Here is a 6,016-nt window from a genome sequence, read left to right as displayed (position 1 = left end):
GGCACGCACCCCATTAACGGCGTTAACACCACTCCCGACCCGCACGCCGACGGGGCCAAGGGCACGCCCACCGTTAACGCCCGGCCCGCCCCCCACCGCACCCCCCACCCCAACCCCCTGGAAGTCAACGGCAACGGCCCCCTCGCCGTCCTCGACGGCACCGGCAAGGCCCACGCCTCCGGCGGCGTCATCCTCACGCCCCCCACCACCCTGCCCGCCCTCATCACCTGGGCCCTCGGCCCCGACGCCGACCTCCGCTCCCCCCGCCTCCACCGCAACGGCAAGGACGGCGACCCCCTCCTCGTCCTCACCCCCGCCGCCACGGAATCCCTCGGCCTCCCCCTCGTCCTCGAAGACCGCCGCGGCCTCCGCCTCCCCGACAACCACCCCGTCATCAAGCAGCTCACCCGAGCCAAATGGCAGCTGACCCGCCGCGGCTTCGGCCCCTGGGCCCGCGTCTACCGGCCCGCCACCCCCACCACCGGCCGCCAGTGCGTCCAGCTCGCGATCCTCCCCTGGGGCGCCCTCGACCCCCGCGCCTGGGGCGAGCACACCGCCGAACTCCCCGCCCCGGAACTCGCCGAGCTGCTCACCTCCTACGCCGCCCGCGTGCTCACCCCCCGCGGCTCGACCGCGGTCTCCGGCCTGGAACTGATGACGGCGCTACGCCCGCCCACCCGCGCCGCACGCGACGAGGCCACCCACACCTGGGTCTCCGCCCCCGTCGCCGGCTCCCTCACCCGCCCCGTCGACCCCGCTCCCCCGGAGGCCCCCGACGAGCACCCGGTCGTCGCGGCCCTCTACCCCCGTTCCCACCAGCGCACCCCGGACCAGGTCCTCGACGAAGAGGCGTACGACTGGATCCGCGATCCGCAGCTCCTCACCGACGCCGAATGCGCCCGCGCCCACGCCGTCGGCATCGACGTGAACATGGCCTTCGCCGCCGCCGCCAACCGGCTCCTCGTCGGAACCGGCCCCGCCGTGCACGCCCCCCGCCCCCGCTTCGACCCGAAGCTCCCCGGCTGCTGGCTCGTGGACCTCTCCGCCGTCGAGCTCGACCCCCGCCTCCCCAGCCCCTTCACCCCGCACGGCCGCCCCCCGACCGGACCCGCCTGGTACGCCACTCCGACCCTCGCCTACGCCCAGGAACTCGGAGTCAGCGTCCAGCCCTCCGAGGCCTGGGTCCGCCCGGAGCACGGCCCCTACCTCGACGCCTGGTACACCCGCCTGCGCGACGCCTACATGGCGACGATGGCGGAACTCGGCATCCACTCGGCCCTCACCGAAGCCGAGTTCCTCACCGCCATGACCGACTACAAGAGCCAGGACCCCCACCGGGCCGCGGTGCTCTCCGCGATCAAGTCCACCGTCAAGGGCGGCATCGGCAAACTCCGTGAGCGCCCGCAAGGCGCCGGCTACCGCCCCGGCGAGAGCTGGCCCGCCCTGGAGCGCCCCACCTGGCGCCCCGACATCCGCGCCGCCGTCATCTCGACGGCCCGCGTCAACATGCACCGCAAGATGCGCAAGCTCGCGACGGCCGCCGGCGCGTACCCCATCGCCGTACTCTCCGACTGCGCGGTCTACCTCTCCGACGGCCCCAGCCCCCTCGACTTCCTCCCCCGCACCCCCGAGGGCAAGCCGCTGCCCGGCGGCTTCCGCCTCGGCGTCAGCCCCGGCATGGTCAAGCACGAGGGCACCCAGCCCCTGCTCTGGGCCGTCCAGATGCTCGACGAACGCCACAACCCCGCCCGCCACATCAAGGGCCACGACGCCGCGGCCGACGGAGAGTAAGAGCCACCCATGTCCGACATCAGCGACAGCCTCGACCGCGCCGACGAACAGAACTTCACCCGCCCCATCCCCAAATCGGCGGGCGCCCAGATCCGCTACCTGGTGAAGCAGCTCAAATCCACCAAGGCCGTGGCCGACCTCCTCGGCATCTCCCGACGCACCGTCGAGCGGTACGTGAAGGACCAGATCAAGCAGCCCAAGCCGGCGCTCTCCACCCGCCTGGAACGCGAGGTACGCCGCCGCTGGCAGCCCCTGGTCCGCAAGCGGGCCCGCGCCAAGGCCGCCCGGCAGACCGGACTCGTCATCGAGACCCGCGCCCGGTTCGGCTTCAGCGCCGCCCCCGGCACCACCGACGACGGCCGGATGCGCCGCATCACCCAGCACCTCCCCGCGGAGTACGCCGCGCGCCTCTTCAGCGCCCAGGAGGCCGGGGCGGGCGAGGCCCACTTGCGCACCATCGCCGCCGAAGGTCTGCAGGAGATCTACTTCAAGGACCACGGCGCCCGGGCCCAGGGCCTCCTCGTCGAGTTCACCGACATCGACTACGTCGAACTCAACTTCTGACGCTTCCGGGAGCTGACCGACAATTGCCTTCCCCCAAGACCCCGGAAGGCAGGACGAGGCATTGAGCGAGTACGCGCACGACGAGTTGGCGCAACGGTTCGAGGAAGCACGCGGCCACTTGAGGGCCGTCGCCTACCGGATGCTCGGCTCGCTCGCCGAGGCGGAGGACGCCGTCCAGGAGGCCTGGCTCCGCCTCGTCCGCTCGGGCTCCGCCGAGATCGACAACCTCGCCGGCTGGCTGACCACCGTGGTCGGCCGGATCTGCCTGGACATGCTCCGCTCCCGCACCTCCCGCCGGGAAGACCCCCTGGACATCCGGCCGGTGGACCCGGGCCCGACCCACGGCGGCGCCCGGCCCGCGGACCCCGAGGACGAAGCCCTGCTCGCCGACTCCGTGGGCGCCGCCCTGCTCGTGGTCCTGGACCGGCTGGCCCCCGCCGAACGGCTCGCGTTCGTCCTGCACGACCTGTTCGCCGTGCCCTTCGAGGACATCGCCCTGATCACCGAGCGCACCCCCGCCTCGGCCCGCCAGCTCGCCAGCCGTGCCCGCCGCCGGGTCCGGGGAGCCGAGATCCAGCCCCCGGCCGACCTCGGCCGCCAACGCCACATCGTCGGCGCCTTCCTGCGAGCGGCCCGCGGCGGGGACTTCGAGGCCCTGCTGGACATCCTCGACCCCGACGTCGTGGCCCGCGCCGACATCGGCGTCTCCGGAGCCCTGTCCGCGGTCCGCGGAGCACCTCTGGTGGCCCGTCAGGCCGCCACGTTCGCACAGTTCGCGCGGAGCGCGCAGATCGCGTTCGTGAACGGTGGACCGGGCGTGGTCTCCCTCTTCGACGGCGCCTTCCGCGTCATGACGTTCACCATCGCGGACACCCGCATCACCGAGCTCACCGTCTTCACGACCCCCGCGTCCGTCTCCGGCCTCGACATCCTCGTCCCCGCGGAACCCACCCCCTGAAGCCGTGTCCGAGGGGGCCCTGTGCGGCAGGTCGAACTGCCCACTAGTCCCCCTCGGACAGCCAACCCCTCCACGCCCTCCTCAGCCCCCGAAAACCACAAAGGGCCTCGGGGGATACCCGAGGCCCTCACAAGCCCCTGAGCGCCCCTCAGAAGCCCTTTAAACGGCACACAATCAGCCAACCGCGTGCAGTGCCCTACGCCGCTTCGACTCCGCCGCCTTCTTCGCCACGGCCTGGGCGGCCCGCTTCTTCCGCTGCTCGGCCAGCTGGTCCTGATACGCCGCCACCGCCCGGTGGTAGCTGGCGACATAGCCCCGTGCGTCGAGCCGCTCCTCCGGGTCCATCTCGTTCACGGCCGCCACGGCGTCCTCGAACGAGTTGTACCCGGCCAGCATCGGGTTGATCTGGTAGACGCCGTTACGGATCTTCCTGACCAGCTTGGCAAGCTCCAGGCTCCGCAGCGCCGCGTTCACGCTCGGCCGGCTCAGGTCCAGCATCCCGCCGACCGTCGCCTGGTCGATGAGGATCCGCCCGCCCGGCTCACTGAGCGAACGTAGCTTCAGCAGCACGCGGTAGGCGGCCGGCGGCAGGTCGAGGTCGGAGAGGAGCCCGTCGGCGTTGACCGCAGCGAATCGCAAGGTGCTCACTGAGCCGTCCCTTCTCCCGTGCGCTTCGTCCGGCTCACCCGACGCGCAGCGCGCTCTCTTGCCCGTTCGGCCCGCAGTTCCGCGATGGCCTGCCTCATGTGGTCCAACGACGGGAAGCGCACCAGGTCCGGCAGGCTCGTATCGCTACGAATCTGCGAAATGGTGCCGTGCTGCTCCACCTTCACGAACTCACCCGTCATCTCAGTACCCGGGATGAACTCCGCCACCCGATAACTGTAGGGCGGGTTGAACTGATACACACCCCGCCGCACCTTGAAGACGATCCCATGAGACATCACCGTGTGCAGCGCTTCCGAGGTCTTCGTCCGGCTGACATCCAGGATGGTAGCCATCTCCTCCTGGGTAAGTGGAATCCGCCCCCCCGCCCGCTGGCACGCAATGAGCAGCAGGATCAGTCGCAGAGGCAGAGCTTCCCGGAAGTACTGGGCGATCACGAGGAAGAACTCGAGGCTGTCCATCGAGAACGCATTCGGCTGATTCTCGGTCCCGTAGAACTCCAACGGCTTCCGCTCGCCGTCCAGAGTCAGCTTCCGCGTCGGGTACCGCTTCGCCAGACTGTCCAGATCCTTGACCGGAGCCAGCGGCTGACTCCACGCCGAGATCGCATCGTCCACCGGCAGATCGGGACGCGGGGTCCCAGCCGGATTGCCCCGGCGGCGCTGTGGCTCTGATGACACGAGGCTGCTCTCCACTCCGTTGATCTGCGGAGATCAGTATGTCAACAAGGGTGACACAAGTGTCACGCTCGTTGACGTTCGGCGTGTCTTGTGTCCCCCCACAGGTGACATATCTCAGCCATACCTTTCCGAGCACCCCCTCCCGACCCCCTCCGACCAACCCCACCCACCCCACCGCCAGTTCGCCGACACATCCCCCGTAAAACGTCAGCCTCCCCGACTTTTTAGCCCATTTTCCGTCAGCCTCGCTGACGTTTCGCAGTCGTTGTGTCCCCCTAGCAGCGACACAACACCCGAGATATGTCCCTCCTGAGGGGACATATCTTTTCCCTCGCACCCCCTCTGACCTGCGGCAACGCATCTCCGTACCTTCTATAGGCCGGTGGACGCTTCCCTCAAGGCGCTCAACGCCGTTCCCAACGCCCCGTCAGACCTCTCCCCCAGCCCCGAACCGACCCCTTCCAGAGCCCCTCCCACCCCCATCCCAAGCCCCCACTCCCAAGCCACAGCCCCGCAGAATCTGACTGATTCCCGTCTCTATCCACACTCCACTTTGAATCAATCCCCCCTCAACACCGTTAACGCCGTTAACACCCCCAACCCCCCACCGACTTAACGGCGTTAACACCCCGCACAAAACACCAGGTCAAAGCCTTGCCCCACCCCAACTAGGCCCCCACTCAGACAACCGTCAAAAAAGACTCCCCACCTCAAAGGTCAAACCCTCAACCACCACTTCAAACCCAAGCCCCCCTCGAATTGGCCGGTTCCAACCCAACCCCAGAACACCATCGAGAACCCTCCAGCCCTCCTCTCAACCACAAACTCCGCCCTCCTCACTCACCGCGGCCCCCGCGAACCACCCACCCAAAACCCGGGACAGACCACGTCTCCTGGCTCTCCAGTCCCCCTCTCAAACCTCTACGCACCTGAGCACCAGTCAGAACCCTGGAACAACCAAAGAACCACCACCAAAGGCCGGCTACACCCCAAACCCAGCCTCCTGGTTCCGTAGCGAAGCGGAGGAACACCCCCGCGAAGCCAGGGCTCACCGAGCTCAGCGAGGTGGGTTTTTGGTTCTGCAGCGAAGCGGAAGAACACCCTGCCGAAGGCAGGGCTATGCCCCGCGAAGCGGGGCCCTCGAGCGCAGCGAGGTGTGTTCTCTAGTTCTGGAGCGAAGCGGAGGAACTCCCCTCCGAAGGAGGGGGCGATGCCCCGCGAAGCGGCTCTTTCGTTCTGGAGCAAAGCGGAAGAACACCCTGCCAAAGGCAGGGCTATGCCTGGCGGAGCCAGGCCCCACCGAGCGCAGCGAGGTGGGGTCCCTTCCCAGGCGCGCAGCGCCAGGGGTCCCGCCGGT

General features: G+C 69.2%; 5 protein-coding genes. 3 read left to right on the top strand and 2 right to left on the bottom strand.

Features of this window, described 5'->3' with window-relative positions:
* From tap to ACWF9Z_RS27265, 3 genes are all read left to right on the top strand, one after another.
* Nucleotides 1-1,791, top strand: a 1,791-nt coding sequence (tap, locus tag ACWF9Z_RS27275; protein WP_453606099.1) for a telomere-associated protein Tap, incomplete at its 5' end; no start/stop codon positions are given.
* 9 nt (nucleotides 1,792-1,800) lie between these two features.
* Nucleotides 1,801-2,355, top strand: a complete 555-nt coding sequence (gene tpg, locus ACWF9Z_RS27270) for a telomere-protecting terminal protein Tpg (protein ID WP_453606097.1) — start codon at nucleotides 1,801-1,803, stop codon at nucleotides 2,353-2,355.
* A 61-nt stretch (nucleotides 2,356-2,416) separates the two neighbouring features.
* Nucleotides 2,417-3,313, top strand: a complete 897-nt coding sequence (locus ACWF9Z_RS27265; RefSeq protein ID WP_453606096.1) for a sigma-70 family RNA polymerase sigma factor — start codon at nucleotides 2,417-2,419, stop codon at nucleotides 3,311-3,313.
* 174 nt (nucleotides 3,314-3,487) lie between these two features.
* Here the strand turns inward: ACWF9Z_RS27265 and ACWF9Z_RS27260 are convergent, their stop codons facing one another.
* Complete coding sequence (locus tag ACWF9Z_RS27260; protein ID WP_356650366.1) at nucleotides 3,488-3,961, bottom strand: MarR family transcriptional regulator; 474 nt, start codon at nucleotides 3,959-3,961, stop codon at nucleotides 3,488-3,490.
* A complete protein-coding gene (locus ACWF9Z_RS27255) occupies nucleotides 3,958-4,596 on the bottom strand; it encodes a helix-turn-helix domain-containing protein (RefSeq protein WP_239516702.1) in 639 nt (212 codons plus the stop codon). Before ACWF9Z_RS27255 ends, ACWF9Z_RS27260 begins: the two co-directional genes overlap by 4 nt.
* Nucleotides 4,597-6,016: the final 1,420 nt, after the last annotated feature.

Source organism: Streptomyces sp. NPDC054961 (assembly GCF_053609145.1).
The sequence above is the reverse complement of the archived record's forward strand: the minus strand, read 5'-3'. Positions and strand labels throughout refer to the sequence as shown.